General features: G+C 46.1%; 21 protein-coding genes and 1 pseudogene. All 22 read right to left on the bottom strand.

What is annotated here, in order from left to right:
• Positions 1-107 precede the first annotated feature (107 nt).
• Positions 108-899 carry a sporulation transcription factor Spo0A gene (gene spo0A / locus BC8716_RS15430; protein ID WP_094427083.1) on the bottom strand — a complete coding sequence of 264 codons (792 nt, stop codon included), beginning with the start codon at positions 897-899 and terminating at the stop codon, positions 108-110.
• Between the two features lie 201 nt (positions 900-1,100).
• Positions 1,101-2,375 carry a SpoIVB peptidase gene (spoIVB, locus tag BC8716_RS15425; RefSeq protein WP_094427081.1) on the bottom strand — a complete coding sequence of 425 codons (1,275 nt, stop codon included), beginning with the start codon at positions 2,373-2,375 and terminating at the stop codon, positions 1,101-1,103.
• 121 nt (positions 2,376-2,496) lie between these two features.
• A pseudogene (gene recN / locus BC8716_RS15420) lies at positions 2,497-4,193 on the bottom strand (DNA repair protein RecN).
• A 16-nt stretch (positions 4,194-4,209) separates the two neighbouring features.
• On the bottom strand, positions 4,210-4,659 hold the full coding sequence (gene ahrC, locus BC8716_RS15415) for a transcriptional regulator AhrC/ArgR (protein ID WP_094427079.1): 450 nt from the start codon (positions 4,657-4,659) through the stop codon (positions 4,210-4,212).
• A gap of 211 nt (positions 4,660-4,870) precedes the next feature.
• On the bottom strand, positions 4,871-5,683 hold the full coding sequence (locus BC8716_RS15410; RefSeq protein WP_094427076.1) for a TlyA family RNA methyltransferase: 813 nt from the start codon (positions 5,681-5,683) through the stop codon (positions 4,871-4,873).
• A gap of 4 nt (positions 5,684-5,687) precedes the next feature.
• A complete protein-coding gene (gene dxs / locus BC8716_RS15405) occupies positions 5,688-7,574 on the bottom strand; it encodes a 1-deoxy-D-xylulose-5-phosphate synthase (RefSeq protein WP_094427074.1) in 1,887 nt (628 codons plus the stop codon).
• A 262-nt stretch (positions 7,575-7,836) separates the two neighbouring features.
• Positions 7,837-8,724 carry a polyprenyl synthetase family protein gene (locus BC8716_RS15400; RefSeq protein WP_094427072.1) on the bottom strand — a complete coding sequence of 296 codons (888 nt, stop codon included), beginning with the start codon at positions 8,722-8,724 and terminating at the stop codon, positions 7,837-7,839.
• On the bottom strand, positions 8,721-8,960 hold the full coding sequence (xseB, locus tag BC8716_RS15395) for an exodeoxyribonuclease VII small subunit (RefSeq protein WP_011247307.1): 240 nt from the start codon (positions 8,958-8,960) through the stop codon (positions 8,721-8,723). Before xseB ends, BC8716_RS15400 begins: the two co-directional genes overlap by 4 nt.
• Positions 8,953-10,329 (bottom strand): exodeoxyribonuclease VII large subunit, encoded by a 1,377-nt coding sequence (gene xseA, locus BC8716_RS15390; RefSeq protein ID WP_094427069.1) that lies wholly within the window; start codon positions 10,327-10,329, stop codon positions 8,953-8,955. Before xseA ends, xseB begins: the two co-directional genes overlap by 8 nt.
• Positions 10,330-10,346: 17 nt before the next feature.
• Positions 10,347-10,748 (bottom strand): transcription antitermination factor NusB, encoded by a 402-nt coding sequence (gene nusB / locus BC8716_RS15385; protein WP_094427067.1) that lies wholly within the window; start codon positions 10,746-10,748, stop codon positions 10,347-10,349.
• A 176-nt stretch (positions 10,749-10,924) separates the two neighbouring features.
• Positions 10,925-11,335, bottom strand: a complete 411-nt coding sequence (locus BC8716_RS15380; protein WP_094427065.1) for an Asp23/Gls24 family envelope stress response protein — start codon at positions 11,333-11,335, stop codon at positions 10,925-10,927.
• Between the two features lie 18 nt (positions 11,336-11,353).
• Complete coding sequence (accC, locus tag BC8716_RS15375; protein ID WP_094427063.1) at positions 11,354-12,712, bottom strand: acetyl-CoA carboxylase biotin carboxylase subunit; 1,359 nt, start codon at positions 12,710-12,712, stop codon at positions 11,354-11,356.
• Between the two features lie 11 nt (positions 12,713-12,723).
• Complete coding sequence (gene accB, locus BC8716_RS15370; protein ID WP_094427060.1) at positions 12,724-13,212, bottom strand: acetyl-CoA carboxylase biotin carboxyl carrier protein; 489 nt, start codon at positions 13,210-13,212, stop codon at positions 12,724-12,726.
• Positions 13,213-13,364: 152 nt separating this feature from the next.
• A complete protein-coding gene (locus BC8716_RS15365) occupies positions 13,365-13,709 on the bottom strand; it encodes a hypothetical protein (RefSeq protein WP_011247313.1) in 345 nt (114 codons plus the stop codon).
• 118 nt (positions 13,710-13,827) lie between these two features.
• Positions 13,828-14,382, bottom strand: a complete 555-nt coding sequence (locus BC8716_RS15360; RefSeq protein WP_094427058.1) for a SpoIIIAH-like family protein — start codon at positions 14,380-14,382, stop codon at positions 13,828-13,830.
• Positions 14,383-14,384: 2 nt separating this feature from the next.
• A complete protein-coding gene (spoIIIAG, locus tag BC8716_RS15355) occupies positions 14,385-15,047 on the bottom strand; it encodes a stage III sporulation protein AG (protein WP_094427055.1) in 663 nt (220 codons plus the stop codon).
• Entirely contained in the window at positions 15,044-15,658 is a 615-nt protein-coding gene (gene spoIIIAF, locus BC8716_RS15350) for a stage III sporulation protein AF (protein WP_257251876.1), read from the bottom strand. The genes spoIIIAG and spoIIIAF overlap by 4 nt, the downstream gene beginning before the upstream one ends.
• 22 nt (positions 15,659-15,680) lie before the next feature.
• Positions 15,681-16,874, bottom strand: coding sequence for a stage III sporulation protein AE (gene spoIIIAE, locus BC8716_RS15345; protein WP_094427051.1), 1,194 nt, complete (start codon positions 16,872-16,874; stop codon positions 15,681-15,683).
• 14 nt (positions 16,875-16,888) lie between these two features.
• A complete protein-coding gene (gene spoIIIAD, locus BC8716_RS15340) occupies positions 16,889-17,284 on the bottom strand; it encodes a stage III sporulation protein AD (protein ID WP_073304298.1) in 396 nt (131 codons plus the stop codon).
• Positions 17,285-17,302: 18 nt separating this feature from the next.
• Positions 17,303-17,509, bottom strand: coding sequence for a stage III sporulation protein AC (spoIIIAC, locus tag BC8716_RS15335; RefSeq protein WP_011247319.1), 207 nt, complete (start codon positions 17,507-17,509; stop codon positions 17,303-17,305).
• Positions 17,510-17,535: 26 nt separating this feature from the next.
• Complete coding sequence (gene spoIIIAB / locus BC8716_RS15330; RefSeq protein ID WP_094427049.1) at positions 17,536-18,048, bottom strand: stage III sporulation protein SpoIIIAB; 513 nt, start codon at positions 18,046-18,048, stop codon at positions 17,536-17,538.
• A complete protein-coding gene (gene spoIIIAA, locus BC8716_RS15325; protein ID WP_094427046.1) occupies positions 18,045-18,974 on the bottom strand; it encodes a stage III sporulation protein AA in 930 nt (309 codons plus the stop codon). Before spoIIIAA ends, spoIIIAB begins: the two co-directional genes overlap by 4 nt.
• Positions 18,975-18,983 lie beyond the last annotated feature (9 nt).

Genomic DNA, 18,983 nt, shown 5'->3' with positions numbered 1-18,983 from the left:
AGTGCCATAGCCACCACCTCTCCTTTAGTATGGGCCCATTCGTTCTTTTTACGCAAAAAAACCAAGACACTTCGGCTTAAGCGCTTGGTTTCTTGCCTATTCGAGTTTCAGCTGACCTTATGTTCTATCCGTAGCTTGTCAGCGACCATTGCAATAAATTCAGAGTTGGTTGGTTTGGCCTTTGACTGGCTTACTGTATAGCCAAATAAATTTGAAATGGAGTCAATGTTCCCTCTGCTCCAGGCGACTTCAATCGCATGGCGGATGGCCCGTTCGACTCGGCTCGCTGTCGTGTTGAATTTCTTAGCGATGTCCGGATAAAGCACTTTTGTGATCGAGCCAAGAAGTTCAATGTCTTTATAAACCATCGTAATCGCTTCACGCAAATACATGTACCCTTTTATATGCGCTGGCACACCAATTTCATGAATGATGCTTGTAATGCTCGCATCCAAGTTGACTTGCCTTTCTTCAGGGCGAGGAGCAGTATGAAACGACAAAGAGGATGTTCTTGTCCGCTTCGCTTTTTTGCTACCGCCTATCTCTCTGATCTTCTCCATTAATGCATCCATATCAAATGGTTTTAATACATAATAGGAAGCGCCAAAATCGACGGCTCTTTTCGTTACATCTTCCTGGCCAAAAGCAGTCAACATGATAATTTGTGGCTTTTTCTCTCGTTGACTTAAACGTTCCAGCACAGCAAGCCCATCCAAATGGGGCATAATGATGTCAAGCAGTAGCACATCTGGCATTTTTTCTTCTACAACCGTTAAACATTCTTGCCCATTAAAGGCTGTGCCGATTACTTCCATATCTGGTTGAGCACCTACATATTCACTCAATAAATGGACTAATTCGCGGTTATCATCTGCAATGCAGACTGTTACGTTGCTCATCTCGTTTTCCCCCAATTCCTTTTGGTGTATGTAATCGATTCGACAAGGATGGCTGCAATCCTTTAAATAATTTAAAATAGACCGTATTCTCCTAAAATCCCATTTGTTCGACATAAATTGTCCAGTACCATTGTATCAAAGAATGGCGCACAAAAAATAGGAATAAAAGGATTTTACACGAAAAGAAGCTAAAACGAGTGATCAACTCGCTTTAGCTTCAAGCAATCCTGTATGAATGCCGGCTTCTTCCAGCATCCAACCAATGTGGCAGCCATAACCGCTTGTCGGGTCATTGACAAATACATGCGTCACTGCGCCAATCAATTTGCCATCTTGAATAATCGGGCTGCCGCTCATCCCTTGGACAATGCCACCTGTCTCTTGCAACAATTTTTTATCAGTCACTTTAATGACCATTCCCTTTGTGGCAGGCCCATTTTGAGCAACGCTGCTGACTATTTCAACATCAAACTGTTCGACTTCTTCACCTTCGAGAACGGTTAGGATTTTGGCAGGCCCTTCTTTCACTTCATCTGCCGTGGTAATCGCCATCGGTTCGTCATACAAGCCATTTTTCATATTCGCTTTTTGATCCAGTTGCCCAAATACGCCAAAAGAACTGTTTTTGCTAATGGAGCCAAGAATGTCTTTGTCTTTCGCAATGCTCGCCAACTTTTCACCAGGTTCGCCATGGAGCCCTTTTGAAATCGACGTGACAGAAGAGCGCATGATTTGCCCATCGTGAACCGAAATCGGCTTACGGGTGTCGACGTCAGAAATCACATGGCCCAGCGCCCCATATTTCATGCTTTGTGGTTCATAAAAGGTCATTGTCCCAACACCCGCCGCTGAGTCACGAATGTAGAGGCCTAAACGGTACAAATGGTCGCCTTTAGCTCTTTCTGGTTTTAGAACGGTTTTAATTGGTTTTTCATTGCGGAGTACTTCTATTGTCAGTTCCTTGTTTGCTTCCCCTGCATCTTGAACAAGCTTAGCCACTTCATTCATTGAGTGCATTTTGATGCCATTGATCTTTGTAATCCGGTCACCCACTTCAATTCCAGCAAATTCCCCAGGTGATTTTTGTCCCTTTGCCGTTTCAATCAAATGGTGGCCAACGACTAAGACGCCTTCCGTATTCAATTTGACGCCAATCGATTGACCGCCAGGAATCACTTTTATGCTCGGTAAAACAGAAACGTCAATCGCTTTAACTGGCCACGGGCCAGCTTTAACAAGAACTTCTTCGCTGCCAGGCGATTTGCCATGCAAATAAGTGCGGTTATCTCGTTCCTTAATAACAACATGGCCTTTAGCAGTTACGTCGGCCATTTCAATAACAGCATTGCTTCCTTCAAATATGGTCAGGTCAACAGGCGTATTGACAAATTGCCTTACTTGTGGTGAAAAACCTAGCCCTACCACACATAAAAAAAGCAAGACGCCAATTACATATCGTACACCCTCTTTTCTCAAACGTTTCACTCCTCGCTCCCAACCCACACCTCCATGCTGGCTGTACTATTAATGTTGCCTCCTGCGGCCATATTTATAACCGTGCGAAAGAGAAAAAAGCCACCCAAAATGGGTAGCTTTTCTACATTTTTTTTGTTTGTGCAAGCGCGAGCAATTCTTCGGCATTTTTCCTGGTCAAATCTGTCACTTCGACGCCAGAAAGCATCCGTGCTAGTTCGTCCACTTTTTCGTTTTCATTTAAAACCTTGACGCTCGTGAACACGCGGTTGTCTGTTTCAGTTTTGGAAATGTACAAATGATGGTCCGCTAATGCCGCCACTTGTGGTAAATGGGAAATACAAAGCACTTGTGAACCAGCTGATATTCGCTGGATTTTTTCACCTATCGCCTGGGCGATTCTGCCGCTCACGCCTGTATCGACTTCATCAAAGATGACAGAGGTGATTCCTTCTTTTGCGGTGAAAACGGACTTTAGCGCCAGCATGATTCGCGACAATTCCCCTCCAGAAGCGACTTTCGCAAGAGGTTTTAACGGTTCTCCTGGGTTCGCCGAAATCATAAATTCGATGCGGTCTTGGCCTAACCGTTTTAAACTCGAGAGATCTCCTTTATTTGTATAAGGCTCAATCGCTACTTGAAATTGCGCTTTTTCCATATATAGGTCTTGCAACTGTTTCTCAATCGCTTCCATCAATTCCGCTGCTGCCGCCTTGCGCAAATCAGTCAATGCTTCCGCTTCAAGTAGCAAGTCTTCTACAAGGGCGTCGCGTTTTTCGGTTAAATTCGCTAACCGGTCATCCTTATGTTCAATCGCTTCCAGCTCTTCTTCAATCGTGGCGGCATATTCCAATATCGTTTCAACTGAATCACCATATTTGCGTTTCAACTTGTCGATTTCAGCAAGCCTCGTTTCAATAAACCCAAGTGTTTCCGGGTCAAAATCAATCGCCTCAATCGCTTCGCGAATCGCATATGTGCCTTCTTCAAGCATATAGTAGCTCGAAGACATTTGTTCATATAAAGGCGCTAATTCCTTGTCAATCGAGGCAGCGGTCTCTAAGTGGGAAAGCATGCCGCTCATGTAATCAAGGCCTCGCTCCTCGCCGTACATATGTTCATAACTACGGGTCAAGGCCTCATAAAGCTTCTCACTATTCGCCAGTTTATGACGTTTGGCCAACAACTCCTCGTCTTCTCCTGGCGTTAGCTTCGCTTGTTCGATTTCTTGTAGTTGATACGCATATAAATCGGCTTTCCTAGCCATTTCTTGCGAATTTTGATTTAAACTGTTGATCCGGTCCGCCATTTTTTGGACTTCATTAAACAACCTTGTATACTCAGCCCGCGTTTTTTTAAGGCCTCGCCGCCGAAACTGTCTAATAGTTCAACATGTTCTTCTATCCGCATTAATGACTGGTGCTCATGTTGGCCGTGCATATCAATTAATGTTTGCCCGACTTCCCGCAACACGCCAATCGTTGTCAGCTTGCCATTTATCCGGCAAATGCTTTTTCCAGCGTCTGTAATATCACGCCGGAGAATGAGCATTCCTTCTTCGCATTCAACGCCAATTGGGTCGAGTTTTTTTAGGGCAGGGTGGTTCTCGCCAATCGCAAACAAGCCTTCAATTTCGGCCCGTTTTTCGCCAAAACGGACAAACTCGGCTGACCCTCTCCCGCCTAACAATAATGCGATTGCATCGATGATAATGGACTTGCCTGCGCCCGTCTCCCCAGTCAACACGGTCAACCCTTTTTCAAAAGGGACTGTTAAAGAGCGGATAATGGCAAAATTTTTTATCGACAGTTCCATTAACATCCTCTCGCCACCTTCCTCAAAGCATATTCAAGAACCGTTCTGTTACAACTTGTCCATCTTGCTCGGTACGGCAAATAATTAAAATTGTGTCATCTCCGCAGATCGTCCCCATTAACTCATTCCAATCCAGATTATCAATTAGAACAGCGATGGCATTCGCATTGCCTGGCATCGCCTTCATGACGACAAGGTTGCCTGTACGATCAATACTAATAAAACTGTCGGTTAAAATCCGCTTCAGCTTTTGCTGTGGGTTGAATTTTTGATCTGCAGGCAGGCTATATTTGTAGCGCCCGTCTTGCAACGGTACTTTTACTAAATGAAGTTCTTTGATATCACGAGAAACCGTAGCTTGCGTGACGTTGTAGCCATCGCTTTTTAGCCGATCCACTAAGTCATCCTGTGTTTCAATTTCATAATTGGTAATGATTTCCCGTATTTTAATATGGCGTTGCCCTTTATTCATGCCCTCACCTTACCTCAAATTAAATTCAATTTTTGCCACGAACAACGTCTTTTTTATATTATCTACGGTTTGCCCGCTTTCGGCAAGATTGATACACTGCCTGTCGACAAAAAAAGAAGGCCGCATGCCGCTGCCTTCTCCAAGATACCCAGCATGGCGGCCGGTTGGCAAGCTTGCCCGTTCTGCTGCCTGCTTGGCTTTCCTTTGTTTTTTAATGGTTTTTTAAACGTTGGGATGATTCGACGACTTGGGGAATGACTCCCTCTTGTATATACATACGCCCACTGCCTTTTTGCAAATGGATTAAAAATTCAATGTTGCCTTCACCGCCAGTAATCGGCGAATAGCTTAAATCGACAACATCAAATCCAATCGAACAGCTAAAAGCGGCGATGCTTTCAATCACTTGTTCATGAATAGCCGGGTCGCGGACAATCCCTTTTTTCCCAACTTGGTCCTTCCCTGCCTCAAACTGCGGCTTTATAAGGGCGCATACATCCCCGCCGGTAGCGATGATCGCAAACAGCGGCGGCAACATTAAGCGCAAGGAAATAAAGGACACATCGATTGTCGCAAACTGGGGAATGCCGTTGCCAAAATCATTAGGTTCAGCGTGGCGGAAATTCATTCTTTCCATCACCGTCACACGTTCATCCTGGCGAATTTTCCAAGCAAGCTGGTTATAGCCAACATCAACGGCATACATGTGCTTCGCTCCATGCTGCAAAGCGCAGTCAGTAAAACCGCCAGTGGACGCGCCAATGTCAAGGCCGACTTTTCCGGCGATAGGAAAATCGAACGTCTGCAGCGCTTTTTCCAGCTTTAATCCGCCTCGGCTCACGTAAGGCATTTGTTCTCCTTTAATACGCAGCGGCAAATCAACGGCTACTTTCATGCCCGGCTTGTCAAGCCTCTCGGAGTCACTATAGACAAGCCCGGCCATAATCGTTCGTTTTGCTTTTTCCCTTGTCTCACACAGTCCCCTTTCAACGAGGAGAACATCAAGGCGTTCTTTCACTGCCATTCGCTTAGGCCCTCTTCCGCTTTTGCGGCAACATGCTGATGAGCGTGTCGGCAATCCGCTCTGGCGTTAATCCAACTTCTTGATAGAGCTCGCCTACGCTCCCATGCTCAACAAAATAATCAGGAATGCCCATGCGCTTCAATTCCACGTGCATGCCTTTTTCATTGTAAAACTCTAGTACGGCACTGCCAAAGCCGCCTTGAAGGACAGATTCCTCAATGGTCAGCAGCGGCAGCTCCTCTTCAGCAAGCGCTTCAAGCAATTTCTCGTCAAGTGGTTTAACGGAGTTCGCATTAATGAGACGAATGCTATAGCCTGCTTGTTTCATTTGTGCCAGCGCTTTTTCTGCCACTGGGATCATCGTGCCAAAAGTGAGAATAGCCGCATCTGTGCCTTCTTGAAGGACGTTCCATTTGCCAATTGGCAGCCTTGAAAGACTAGCGTCCATTTTCACTCCTGTGCCATTTCCACGAGGATAGCGGATCGCAATTGGGCCGTCATCGTAGCAAATGCCTGTATAGAGCATATGCTGGAACTCGTTTTCATCTTTTGGATTTAAAATCGTTATATTTGGCAATGACCGTAAAAACGCAATATCGAATACACCTTGGTGCGTTTCCCCGTCAGCGCCAACTAGGCCAGCGCGGTCAATCGCAATAAGCACATTTAAGTTTTGCCGGCATATATCATGGACGACTTGGTCATAGCCACGTTGCAAAAAGGTTGAGTAGACAGCATAAACAGGCTTCATTCCTTGTGTCGCAAGACCAGCTGACATTGTGGCCGCATGTTGTTCAGCAATGCCGACATCAAACATGCGATCAGGAAACTCCTCAGCAAACAAGTCGAGCTTTGAGCCTCCTGGCATGGCTGGCGTAATCGCTACAACCCGTTCATCTTCGCGGGCAATTCGTTTTAACGTGTTTGCAAAAACACTCGGGTAGCTTGGCGGCCCTGGTTTTTTCACCATTTCACCGCTTTCAATCTTGTACGGCCCTGTCCCGTGCCAAGCTCCTGTCGCATCTTCTTCTGCTGGTTTATAGCCTTTGCCTTTTTTCGTTAGCACGTGCACCAATACTGGTCCTGATGTTTTTTTCGCATAACTTAGCTGGTGTTTTAAGTCATCTAAGTCATGTCCGTCTACAGGTCCTAAATAAGTGAACCCCATTTCTTCAAAAAACATGCCCGATACCATTAAGTACTTTAAGCTGTCCTTTAATCGTTCGGCCGTATCTGCAAGTTTCCCGCCAAAGGCTGGGATTTTGCGAATAATCGTTTCCAGGTCCTCTTTTGCTTTTTGGTATTTCCCAGCCGTACGCAAGCGGCCAAGAATGCTGTGCAAAGCGCCGACATTAGGTGCAATTGACATTTCATTGTCATTCAAGACGACAATTAAATGCTTCTGTTCATGCCCTATATGGTTCAATGCTTCCAAGGCCATGCCCCCTGTAAGGGCACCATCGCCTATAATCGCCACAATGTTTTCATTGGTTCCTTTTAAATCCCGGGCTGTCGCCATTCCCATTGCCCCTGACAAAGAAGTGGAGCTATGTCCCGTCTCCCAAACATCATGCTCGCTTTCCGTACGCTTTGGAAACCCGCATAAGCCTTTGTATTGGCGAAGTGTGTCAAATTGGGGTGCGCGCCCAGTCAAAATTTTATGCACATATGCTTGGTGGCCTACGTCCCATAACAGCTTATCTTTCGGACTGTCAAAAAGCTGGTGGAGCGCAAGTGTCAACTCGACCACCCCTAAGTTCGGGCCAATATGGCCACCTGTCGCCGAAAGCTTTTCGATCAAAAAACGACGTATGTCCGCAGCAAGCTCTTCCAATTGTTTATTCGAATAGTTCTTTAAAAAGCTCGGGTCTTGGATTTCTTCAAGGTTCATCGCTGAAACCCCCATTTTCTGTTCTGCTTCTCTCCTACAAATCAATCGCTGTTACCGGAGGATAAGTCTTGTCTTTGTTTAGGCAATTATAACAAAAAGATGGACGGAAAGAACAGCAATAACCTACTGTCGCTGTTCATAAAAAAACCAACCGCCTCCAGGTTGGTTCAGACTGCGGGCAAACGCTCCCATACGTCATCGGTTGCCTCGTTTTATAAGCCGTTCTTTCTTCCTTCCAACTTTCTCTTTTCCTGTTTGGTGTTTAATGGTCACGCGTAACGATGTAATTTGCCAAGTCCTCGAGCAACGTCCCTCGCAAATGAAGCTCATCGAGCACTTGTAAAGCCCGATCATAATGAGTGTGAAGCATCGTTTTCGCTCCCTCAAGGCCAAGAAGCCCTGGATAAGTGCTTTTATTATTGACAGCGTCACTGCCGACAGGCTTACCGATGGCGATTGCATCGCCTTCTACATCAAGAATGTCGTCTTTGATTTGGAATAATAGCCCAATCTCCTGTCCGAATTCGTTTAATTTGCTCCGTTCCTCGTTTGATACCCCAGCAATCAGGGCTCCTGCTTCGATTGAAAAAGCCAACAATTCGCCCGTTTTGCGCTTGTGAACGTTGGCAAGCTGTTCAACGGTAAGCTGTTTTCCTTCCGCAAACATGTCTGCAAGCTGCCCGCCAACCATGCCGCTAGCGCCAGCCGCTTTCGAGAGGGCGGCAATGATCGATACTTTTGTTTCTGCCGTTAGGGGAGCGTCAGCATTGGCAATCAAGGCGAAACTTTGTGTCAACAGAGCGTCGCCTGCGAGAATGGCTGTGGCTTCACCGAATACTTTATGATTCGTCGGTTGGCCCCGGCGTAAGTCATCGTCATCCATTGCCGGCAAATCGTCGTGAACGAGAGAATAAGTGTGCACCATTTCAATTGCGCACGCTGCGTCAAGGCCGTGTAAAATCGGTTGGCCATATGCCTCCAACACAGCCAACAACAACACGGGGCGCACCCGTTTGCCGCCTGCTTCGAGTGAGTAAAGCATCGCTTCCTTTAACCGGTGCTCAGCCTCTAACTCCCGCACGTATTCAGGCAACTTTTTGTCCACAAGCTGCCTAGCCTCTTCTAAAAACGTTTGGAACAATGCGCTCACTCGTTTGCCTCCTCTTCTAAATTCGCCTCAACCAGTTCCCCATCCTCATGCATAATTTGGTCAAGCTGCTTCTCGACTTTCAGTAATTTTTCATGGCAGCTTTGCGATAAGTCCATTCCTTCCTTAAACATATCAATTGCTTGTTCGAGAGGGACATTGCCTTCCTCTAGTTTTTCCACGAGCCATTCCAACTGCCTCATGGCCTCCTCAAACGGCAAATCCTTTGTTTCAGCCATTTGATTCACCTCCACTTTTCATTTCTCGTTTCCCCACTACTTGGCATTGTAAGTTTCCATCTGCCAATTTCACTACGATCTCATCTTCTATGTCAATGTCTTTCGCCGTCTTCACTAACGCATCGTCTTTATAAACGAGCGAATAGCCCCTGTCCATTACTGCTAGCGGGCTTAAGAGCTGAAGTTGTTGGATTAAGGCAGACAGGCTTTGCCGTTTCCTTTGCGTCTCTGCCGCCATTGCTCGAACGAGACGCTCATGGTTTTGCCGTCGTTCTTTTTGCAATTGGCTAACCCGGGTAGCGGGATGCTGACGGAGAATGGCTTGGTTCATATGTTTAAACGCCAGTGTCTTTTGCTCCAATTTTATTTGCATGGCCCGGTTTAACCGTTCCATTAGCCCATCAAGTTGCTGTTCCTTTTGATGGACGAGTTGGACAGGGTAACGGAACGCATAGGAGCGTTTCAACCGCTCTAGCTCTGTCCGCCTTGTTTTTACTTGCTCGACAAGCGAACGTTCTAGTCGCTTTTTCAAATGGCCGATATGCTCCATTAGTTCACGGGAATCTGGCACAGCAAATTCTGCGGCCGCCGTTGGAGTGGGAGCCCGTCTGTCGGCTGCAAAATCGCTAATCGTAAAGTCTGTTTCATGGCCGACAGCCGAAATGACAGGAACAGCGGCTTCTGCAATCGCCCGCGCTACCATTTCTTCGTTGAAAGCCCATAACTCTTCAATCGAACCGCCGCCCCTGGCGACAATAACGACATCAAAAATATTGGCCATGCTCGCCTGTTCCAGCGCGCGGCTAATGGAAAGCGGCGCTCCTTCTCCTTGGACAAGTACAGGAAAAAGCGTCACTCGTATTTGCGGATAGCGCCGTTTTAATGTCGTCATCATATCACGGATCACAGCGCCTGTTGGCGACGTAATAATCGCAATATGTGTTGGAAAACGGGGAATTGGGCGCTTACGTTCCTCAGCAAATAGCCCTTCCGCCTCAAGCGCTTTCTTTAAACGCTCGTACTCGGCAAACAAACTGCCAATGCCGTCAGGCTGCATTTCTTTTGCATAAAATTGGTACTGCCCATATGGCTCGTACACATTGATTTCGCCACGAATGAGCACATTCATGCCATTCTCAGGCTTAAAGCGGAGGAAGCGGTTATAGCCAGCAAACATGACAGCTTGCATCCTCGATCCTTCATCCTTGATTGTAAAATACATATGGCCGCGCGTATGCTGTTTAAAATTGGAAAGTTCGCCGCGTATCCATATTTCAGGCAAATGGGGATCGTCTTCTAACAATTGCTTAATATAACGTGTCGCTTCGCTTACTGTCCAAGCTTCAGCGACACCAGCATTTCCAGCCATCCCACGAGCCTCCTAATTTATTTGTTTTTCATTGCCGTATCATATGAATTCGACAATACCCCATTGATAAAACGTCCTGCATCAGTCCCGCCAAATGCTTTTGCAAGCTCGATTGATTCATTCAACGTCACATTTACAGGGATATCGTCTAAATACAACATCTCAAACAATCCCATGCGTGCGATTGCCCGGTCAACGTGGCCCAGTCGGTCAAGCGTATACCCTTTTAAATTTTCGCTTAAATACCCGTCAATTTCATTTTGGTGTTCAAGCGTCCCATAGACAAGCGTTTTGTAAAATTCGCTCGGTTCTTCTTCATCATTTAGCGTATTTTCGATCGCTTTGTCCACGTCGATATCAATTAAAGTCAGCTGGTAGAGTGTTTGCACAGCTCGCAGCCTTGCTACACGTCGGTTCATAATTAACTCCTTTATGATTTGTCTTGTTTAGTATAGCGCAAATCAGTGGCGACGTAAAAACAGAAAAAACCGGCAGTAGCCGGTTTTTCAGACTGTAGACAAACGCTCGCATACGTTGATGTTAACAAGCGTTTTCTATCAGCCTGATCAAGTTTTCGAATGCAATCTCAAGGCGCCTATTCGTAGTCGTTATCTACTGAGTTTTGTGCTTCTGGGGACTCAAAGTAAACGCCGACGACATGGACATTGATTTCATTTAAGCGAATAGCCGTCATTGTTTCCAGCGCTTGTTGAATATTAAGCTGGATTAATTTGGCTACTTCCGGCACAGCTGCGCCATAGGAAATGATAATGGAAACGTCGACAATAATGCCTTCTTCTGTCAGTTCAACTTTAACGCCTTTTCCATGGTTCTTTCTCCCGAGGCGTTCGGCTACATCAGCAGCAAAGTTGCCTCTTAATGCAGCTACACCTTCCACTTCCTGTGTCGCGATACCGGCAATTACTTCAATGACTTCTGGAGAGATTTCGACTTTCCCAAGCCCGCCTTTTTGCTCGTCAAGTTCTAACAGTTGGTGGTCTTCCATGTTTAAACGCCCCTTTGCTTATTTTTTTACTGGCATCACATCATGTTCTTCAACAAACTTCGTATTAAAATCGCCAGAAACAAACACCTCATGGTTTAGAAGCTGGAGATGGAACGGAATCGTTGTATCAACACCGCTAATTTCAAATTCAGACAACGCCCGTCTCATCCGGGCAATTGCCTCCTCCCGAGTAGCGCCATGCACGATTACTTTGGCGATCATCGAGTCATAAAATGGCGAGATGACGCAGCCTGGGTAAGCAGCTGAATCAACGCGGACGCCAAGTCCACCAGGAGCAAGGTAGTCAACGATTTTTCCTGGAGATGGCATAAAGTTCTTTTCTGGATTTTCAGCGTTAATGCGGCATTCGATTGACCACCCGTTATACGTGACATCTTCTTGCGCCAACGACAACTTTTCATTGTCTGCGATGCGGATTTGTTCTTTAATCAAATCAACACCGGTGACCATCTCCGTCACAGGATGCTCAACTTGAATGCGCGTATTCATTTCCATGAAATAAAAATCGCCCGTATTGTGGTCATAAATAAATTCAACTGTACCAGCTCCAGAGTATTGAACGGCCCTTGCCGCTTCTACCGCCGCGCGCCCCATTTCTTGACGCTTTTCCTCTGTAATTGCAGGGGAAGGGCTTTCTTCAAGCAATTTTTGCAAACGGCGCTGAATCGAACAATCGCGCTCGCCTAAATGGATAACGTTGCCGTGGTTATCGGCCAGCACTTGGATTTCAACATGCCTGAAATCTTCAATATACTTTTCCAAATAAACGCCAGGATTGCCAAAGGCCGTCTCTGCTTCTTGCTGTGTCACTTTAATGCCCGATTCTAATTCTTTCTCATTGCGGGCGACGCGGATCCCTTTACCGCCTCCACCGGCCGTTGCTTTAATAATAACAGGGTATCCAATATCGCGGGCAATTTGTTTTGCATCTTCAATTGTTTCCACAATTCCATTTGACCCAGGTACGATTGGCACGCCGGCTTTCGCCATTGTTTCCCTGGCAACATCTTTTGTCCCCATCCGGCTTATCGCTGTTGGGCTTGGGCCAATAAAGGTAATGTTACAGTCTGCGCAAATTTCCGCGAAATCGGCGTTTTCCGCTAAAAAGCCATAGCCAGGATGAATCGCGTCCGTTTCCGTTAATGTCGCTACGCTCATTAAGTTGGTGAAATTCAAGTAGCTTTTGGCAGACTCTGTTGGCCCAATGCAAAATGCTTGGTCTGCAAGTTGGACGTGTAATGAATCAGCATCTGCTTCAGAAAAAACGGCCACTGTTTCAATGCCGAGCTCCTTACACGCGCGAATGACCCGAACGGCAATTTCGCCGCGGTTGGCTATTAAAATTCGTTTGATCATCGTTATCGCCCCTACTTATTCCGTTCAACAACCATTAGCGGCTGTCCGTACTCAACAAGTTCACCGTTTTCTGCCACAATCTCAACAATTTTCCCTTTTGTATCGGCTACAATCGGGTTCATTAGTTTCATTGCTTCGACAATGCAGACAACCGTGTCTTCCTCAACGCTATCGCCTGTGCGTACATACGGATCAGCATCAGGCGATGGCGCTGCATAAAACGTCCCTACCATCGGCGACGTAACCGTAAACAAATCCCGTCCATCTGCATTGGCTTCTGGCTCTTTGCTTTCGACTTTTTCTTCCGGCTGCGCCGCTGGTGCTGGCGCGGCAGCAGGCGCTTTTTGTACAGCGGCTGTCGGCTGTTCGAGCGGCACTGCGACTTGACCATTGTTTTTCTTTAATACAAGTTTTCCATTTTCTTGCTCCAGTTCAAGTTCCTCAAGAGAAGAGGAATCAAGTGCTTCTATTAGACTTTTAATTTCATCAACTTTAAACATCTTGTAGCAGCTCCTTTTCAATTGCTTAGGTTTAGTGGTCATACCACTTCAGCGCCACCCGTCCCATAGATCATGTACTAACGTTCGGGGTTGGCGAGGAAAAATCCTTTAATATGTAATAAAATTGCAGGCGTAAGAGGGAGTGCTCCCCCTTACTCTTGTTCTTCTGTCGTTTGTGCGTCTTTTTTGTATTGCCGAAACACAGGAAATTCCGAGAGGTTGTCCGGTATTTTCCCATTCTCCAACAAAATGATCTTAACAATATTTTTATTGCGGGCCATATGGTACTTTTCCCCGTATTCATTTTCCTGGGTATAACGCTTTAAGTTTTCGTAGTCTTCTTCTTGGATCGACACGCTCACACGGTCGCCGTCTTCGTCTTCGATTTCTTCAGAAAAGCCAACTTCAAATTCGACGATTTGAATATGGTCATTTTTTATATTGCGCGTCTGCTCAAGGACAGCTTTCGCTCCCTCCGTTAAATCAGACCATTCCATCTGCAATCTCTCCTTACTTCATTATACATTGCTGTATTATACCATGTGTAGAAGAGGAATGCATGCTGCAAAAAAAGCAGCTTGAGCAAATGCTGCATCAAGCCGCTTATAACTAGTATTATTCTGTTATTTCATCCAAGTGGACAGAAATGTCTGCAGTTGTTTGCAAATGCTCTTTGGCAAGCTGCATAATTGAGTTGGCTTCGGCTTTTGAAAGGCTTTCGGCTTGGACCATGATTTGTACGCTGTCTGCTTCAGACATGACGAGCGCATCGTTATACCCTTCTGCACGCAAGAGCGATTCCAGCATTTGCTCGTTGTCCCCTACAGCAAGGATTTCAATCGATTTGTCGTTCGCGGCTACTGCTTCCTCAGCAGAGCTATCTTCAGCAGACGCTTCACGGGTATACTGTTCTGCTTCTTTGTGGCGTGCCTCATTTAATTTTAAACGCGCTTCCGTGTAATTGTCGTTACCAGAAAGGCTTGCGATCATATCACCATCAACCGTGCCATCTTCATTCACTTCGACTTCCACCCCTGCTTCTTCTGAAGCGATTGGGTCTGTCCCTTCATCTCCAGCGTTTTGATTACCTGGATAGGCATAGTACACACCAAGAACCAACATTAAGCTTAACATTGTCAATAGCCAAACCGTTTGCTTTTTAAGAACCATTTTTATTCCTCCTTCATTTTCTTCGGCATTACAGATACGCGATGTGGCGCTACATCTAACACACGGCTCACCGCTTCTACTACCCAAGCCTTTACTTGTACATTTTCCACTCCTTCCGCAACAACAAGTACGCCTGCTACCGCTGGTTTTTCTTTCGAAATGACAAGCGGCTCATCTTGATCGCCGTTGCGGGTAATCACAACATTTTCTTCTTCTTGTGTATCCTCTACTTGTCTGCTGCCGCCTTCACGGTCTGTCTCATGTGTCTCTTGGCGCCCGCGTTTTACATTTTTTTCATAAACCTGCTTTTCACTTTCCGCGAGATTGACAACGATTGAGACATTATTGACGCCGACTATCTCTTGCAGCGCCTCGCGCAATTGATTTTCATAACGCATTTCATAGTCAGCCATTGAATTTTCTTCGACTTTCCGGCCAAACACAGGAGCTGTGTCCTCCCCGCCGTCTTCATTCGAGTCTGCCTCATTTGTAGCTGGCATCGCGTCATCATTTTCCGGTTGCAAAAATTGACTCAAAAGCATTAACGCTACACCGAGACAGCCTAGCAGTAAGATGTATTTGGGCGAAAAGCTGCGTTTTTTTTTATCTGGCTGTTTAGGTAGCCATTTTTTAAACCAATCGTCAGCTTTTTCTTTTTCATTCATTCACCCACCCCTCCTTCTCTTACCAATGTGATTGCGGACTCTGGAACACCCCATTCGTCGGCCAAAAACAGAGCAACCTCGTCATTGTTTTCAACTGGTTTTTGCTGGCTACGCCCGTCGGTTGTGTCGATTTCAATGGAAACAGGTTCAATCGGCTTCCCCGCACCTAAGCTGGACTCTGCTTTTTCCGACGAACCTACATGGACTTCTATCGCCACTCCAGGTTCCTCTGCTGTCTCCGCCACGGCGATGTGCGTAATGGACATTTGATGACGACTCGCCAACTTTTCCTCAACTTGGTCTTTTAGTTGGACAGCCACTTGTTCAGATGTATATGCATCAAAGAACTGATCTATCTCTTTTTTTTGTGAATTTATTTTTTCCTCAATATCAATGGCTTGTTCTTGTTGAGATGCCTGCTCTACCAGGCTGTAGAGCCATTTTTCTGGGTCTTGGTGAAACAAGGAAAGCACAGGTTGGAGCATCATGACAAGCAGCATTAAACTAACAACCAGTTTGACATAGTTTTTTAACGCTGTATTTGGCAAAAGCAATTCAAGGACGACCGCGAGCAAAATCAACAGCACGATCGACGTGACCCACCCATTAATAAATTCGATTTTGCACGCCTCCTCACCTCATCAAAAAAGCGATGTTGCTAGCGGCAACCATTAATGTGATTGCTAAGAAAAACATGAAGCCGACGAGTGCAAGCGCCGCAAACACATATAGGACGGCTTTGCCGATGATCCCTAAACAATCAATGATTGCCCCGTCGCCAAGTGGCTGTAGAACAGCAGCCGAAACTTGAAAAATAAACGCAATCGACAACACTTTAATCGCTGGAAAAGCGCATATAGCCAAGAGAATGACAAGCCCACTCATGCCTATCGTATTTTTTAAAAGCAATGAAGCGCTCGCAACGGTATCCGTCGCATCTGTAAACATTCGTCCTACTACTGGAACAAAATTGCTCGCGATAAACTTTGCGGTCCGCAGCGTTAATCCGTCGACAGCGGCAGTCGTCGTCCCTTGGACTGAAACGACGCCTAGGAAGACAGTCATACAAATGCCTAGCAGCCCAACTGCTCCAGTCCGGAATAAATTCGCTAGTCGTGTCACTTTATAGTGGTCACTAAATGTACTGACTATGCCAAGGACAGCCGAAATGAATAAAAGCGGCAAAACGACAGCATTGACGATTAATCCACTCGTATGGACTAAAAAAATAATAATCGGATGAAACAATGCAGAAGTCGAAGCGCCGCCAATGGAAGCCATCATTGCCAGCAACAGCGGCAGCAACGCAATCGTAAAGTGCACCATCGAATTAATCGCTTCTGTCGCATATGTAATGGCTGTATGAAATCCATTCATCGCAATCATCGCTAATACTAACAGCGTGACCGCATAAGCGGTTTTGCTCACTGTCTGATGTTCAAATGCGGTTTGAAACGATTGAAGGATATAAGAAAAAATCGTCAACAACAGCAGCATTCCCATTAGTTTCCCATTGACGATCAATTCATGGAACAAGTATTTTATAAGGCCGATGCCCCACTCCTTTAAATCAAACTGCTTGTCTCCTTTTAAAAAATCGGTTAAGTTCCCTTTTTGGCTTTCAGGAAGAAAGCCCCCGTACTCTTCTGAGACGGACTCCCAGTAGTCTTGGATTTCATCAAGCTTTAATATGTTTAACTGCTCGTTTACGAGCTCTTCTGCTGGCGGTTGGACGTCATTTTCTTCTGCAAACGCGGTCTCACTTTGAAGGCCAAAGCAACAAACGATGCAGAAAAGCAAGGAAACGACGGATTTTTTGCTTCCCATTACGCTTGTCCTCCTTATCCCGACATGGGCAAAAGCGACAAAATCATTTCAATGACAGCCTTGATGATAGGGATTGCCAGCACAAGAATAAAGATCTTTCCTGCCAGTTCAATTTTTGAAGCAATTGAGCTTTGACCGGCATCCTTGGCAATTTGTGCGCCAAATTCTGTAATATAAGCAATGCCTATGATTTTTAAAATCGTTTGCAAATAAACCATATGGATGTTGGCACTTTCGGCAAGCTGGCTGATCATCTCAATCATGACGGCAATTTCGTCAATCAAAAATAGAAAAATAAAGGCGCCAACGAACATTGTCAGCAAAAAAGCAAATGCCGGTTTCTGCTCTTTTACGACAAGTGCTAGAAATGTTGCAATCAGCCCTAATCCAACTAGTTGGACGATTTCAATCGCAGCTCACCTCCTTGGCTACGCCTGGAACAAAAACACGCTGCGGATTTTTTGGAACAAGTCGTCAATGATTGTGGCAACCATATATAAAACAACGACAAAGCCGATTAGCGTCACCCAGTGGGCCCAATCTTCCTTGCCCATTTGCTTAAGCACGGTATGCATCATCGCGACGATAATGCCAATTCCGGCAATTTGGAATATCGTATTCACATCATATGCCACCTGCTCATCCTCCCTGCTTTCGCTTTTTATACAAATAAAATGACGAGTAACAGCCCTGCAAGCACGCCTAACGTTTTTGCCATTTTTTCATAGCGAAGCTGTGTCTCTTTCGCTTCAAGCTCCTCACGCTCCAAATGGGTTTGGGCGAGCTTAAGCTGTTTTTGTTGCTGACTGCGGTCCATTGTTCCAAGCGTAGCGCCAAACTGATGCAACACTTCCCGTTCTCCGCTTTTTAATGCCGTTTCTTCCCACACGGCCTCTAACGCTTCCCGCCAAGCGTCCATTGCCGTTTGCTTACGCGCACGAAGCTTTGCCGCGAAACAGGCAAACATGTCTCCAATTGCACCTTCTAGTTGCTTGGCAATGTTTTCGCTAGCTTGAGCGAGAGGCGTTTGCCCGTAAAGCATTTCTGCTTCAAGCGCCTGTAATGCTACACGAAGCTGGCGAATTTGCTGGGGTCTGTCTCTTAGCTTTTTCGCCTGCTCTAGCCCGTAAAGAGTGGAGCATAAAAGAATGAGCGCTGCACCGAGCCATTTCATCGTCTTATCCTCGTTTGCTGCGGGCGTCTTACTCGCTTAATGCTGCCAGGGCGCGGGCTTTTCCCTAATTCAATGACACAAGTGAACGCCTCTTGTTCAAACAGCCCGTTAAAAACGGGGCGCTTTGCTACTTCTTCCAATGTATGACCGTGAGCGGTGGCAATAAGGCTAACGCCTGCATGGCGTGCTTCTAGAATCGCTTTTGCATCTTCTTCTCTACCAATTTCATCGACGATGAGGACATCAGGAGACATAGAGCGGATTAACATCATCATTCCTTCTGCCTTTGGACAACCATCGAGAACATCCACCCGTATCCCGAGTTCATGCTGTGGAACACCAGCCACACAGCCGGCAATTTCTGAACGTTCATCGACAATGCCGACTTTACAGGAGGGGATGTGGTCTTTTTTGCTTCCTGTGCTAACGATCCGAGCTACATCGCGCAATACGGTTGTTTTCCCAGTTTGCGGTGGTCCAATGAGCAACGCGTTCTGCCAACTATTTGTCTGTCGATCATAAAGTTTGTCAATTACCTTTTCTGCAGCTCCTATTTTTTGGCGGGCAATCCGTACATTAAAAGAGCTGACTGGACGAATGGTCTGGACGGCACCGTTTTCCAAAACGGTTTTCCCAGCAAGGCCGACTCGGTGCCCGCCAGCCACGGTGATATACCCTTTTTGCAGTTCTTCTTCAAACGCATAGAGCGAATACTGGCTAAGTTGGTTTAAAACATAGCTAGCGTCAGCAACGGAAAATCGGTATAGCGGATTGGTTGAATAAACGGAACGGGAGGCAAACAGACATTCAACCGGTTGACCCACCCTTAACCGGATTTCTTCAAGCTCCTCCAATTCCGCTGTGCGAAGGCCTTCTATAAAGGATTGAACCGGCTGGGGAAACAGCCGCAGTAAGTCACGAAGCATAAGCGATCC

The organism is Shouchella clausii, from assembly GCF_002250115.1.
GTDB lineage: Bacteria > Bacillota > Bacilli > Bacillales > Bacillaceae_D > Shouchella > Shouchella clausii.
Note: the sequence above shows the minus strand (reverse complement) of the source record. Positions and strands in the feature narration are given on the sequence as shown.

Excerpts from the sequence above, each read along its gene's own strand:
- spo0A (WP_094427083.1), bottom strand. The coding sequence starts at position 899 with ATGAGCAACGTAACAGTCTGCATTGCAGATGATAACCGCGAATTAGTC.
- ahrC (WP_094427079.1), bottom strand. The coding sequence starts at position 4,659 with ATGAATAAAGGGCAACGCCATATTAAAATACGGGAAATCATTACCAAT.
- BC8716_RS15410 (WP_094427076.1), bottom strand. The coding sequence starts at position 5,683 with ATGGCAGTGAAAGAACGCCTTGATGTTCTCCTCGTTGAAAGGGGACTG.
- dxs (WP_094427074.1), bottom strand. The coding sequence starts at position 7,574 with ATGAACCTTGAAGAAATCCAAGACCCGAGCTTTTTAAAGAACTATTCG.
- xseB (WP_011247307.1), bottom strand. The coding sequence starts at position 8,960 with ATGGCTGAAACAAAGGATTTGCCGTTTGAGGAGGCCATGAGGCAGTTG.
- xseA (WP_094427069.1), bottom strand. The coding sequence starts at position 10,329 with ATGGCTGGAAATGCTGGTGTCGCTGAAGCTTGGACAGTAAGCGAAGCG.
- nusB (WP_094427067.1), bottom strand. The coding sequence starts at position 10,748 with ATGAACCGACGTGTAGCAAGGCTGCGAGCTGTGCAAACACTCTACCAG.
- BC8716_RS15380 (WP_094427065.1), bottom strand. The coding sequence starts at position 11,335 with ATGGAAGACCACCAACTGTTAGAACTTGACGAGCAAAAAGGCGGGCTT.
- accC (WP_094427063.1), bottom strand. The coding sequence starts at position 12,712 with ATGATCAAACGAATTTTAATAGCCAACCGCGGCGAAATTGCCGTTCGG.
- accB (WP_094427060.1), bottom strand. The coding sequence starts at position 13,212 with ATGTTTAAAGTTGATGAAATTAAAAGTCTAATAGAAGCACTTGATTCC.
- BC8716_RS15365 (WP_011247313.1), bottom strand. The coding sequence starts at position 13,709 with ATGGAATGGTCTGATTTAACGGAGGGAGCGAAAGCTGTCCTTGAGCAG.
- BC8716_RS15360 (WP_094427058.1), bottom strand. The coding sequence starts at position 14,382 with ATGGTTCTTAAAAAGCAAACGGTTTGGCTATTGACAATGTTAAGCTTA.
- spoIIIAG (WP_094427055.1), bottom strand. The coding sequence starts at position 15,047 with ATGAATGAAAAAGAAAAAGCTGACGATTGGTTTAAAAAATGGCTACCT.
- spoIIIAE (WP_094427051.1), bottom strand. The coding sequence starts at position 16,874 with ATGGGAAGCAAAAAATCCGTCGTTTCCTTGCTTTTCTGCATCGTTTGT.
- spoIIIAB (WP_094427049.1), bottom strand. The coding sequence starts at position 18,048 with ATGAAATGGCTCGGTGCAGCGCTCATTCTTTTATGCTCCACTCTTTAC.
- spoIIIAA (WP_094427046.1), bottom strand. The coding sequence starts at position 18,974 with ATGCTTCGTGACTTACTGCGGCTGTTTCCCCAGCCGGTTCAATCCTTT.